This window comes from Candidatus Rickettsia tasmaniensis (genome assembly GCF_036857515.1).
GTDB classification, from domain to species: domain Bacteria; phylum Pseudomonadota; class Alphaproteobacteria; order Rickettsiales; family Rickettsiaceae; genus Rickettsia; species Rickettsia rickettsii.
Genome location: NZ_JAQCNX010000095.1, coordinates 1 through 521 on the forward strand (window position 1 = coordinate 1; position 521 = coordinate 521).

Consider the following 521-nt stretch of genomic DNA (forward strand, 5'->3'; position numbering starts at 1 on the left):
TACCACTTGGGCTTGAATTAAATAAAACTACTAATATAGATCTAACAAAAAAATATAATGAATAAGGATAATAGATTTTGCATAAATAATATGAAAATTTCATATTAAATTAGACATCTTAAATAACATAAAATTTTTAAAGTTTCAATTAAAAATTTTATGTTATTTAAGATGTCTAATTTAATATGAAATTTTCATATTATTTATGCAAAATCTATTATCCTTATTCATTATATTTTTTTGTTTAAATATCTATTCTAATCCTATACCACTTGGGCTTGAATTAAATAAAACTACTAATATAGATCTAACAAAAAAATATAATGAATAAGGATAATAGATTTTGCATAAATAATATGAAAATTTCATATTAAATTAGACATCTTAAATAACATAAAATTTTTAAAGTTTCAATTAAAAATTTTATGTTATTTAAGATGTCTAATTTAATATGAAATTTTCATATTATTTATGCAAAATCTATTATCCTTATTCATTATATTTTTTTGTTTAAATATCTA

1 protein-coding gene is annotated in these 521 nt (G+C 16.3%); it reads left to right on the forward strand.

Going from position 1 to position 521, the window contains the following annotated elements; all coding sequences use genetic code 11:
- Positions 1-205 precede the first annotated feature (205 nt).
- The gene (locus tag O6R16_RS08155; protein WP_499680714.1) at positions 206-331 is read left to right on the forward strand and encodes a hypothetical protein; all 126 of its coding nucleotides are present in this window, start codon (positions 206-208) and stop codon (positions 329-331) included.
- Positions 332-521 lie beyond the last annotated feature (190 nt).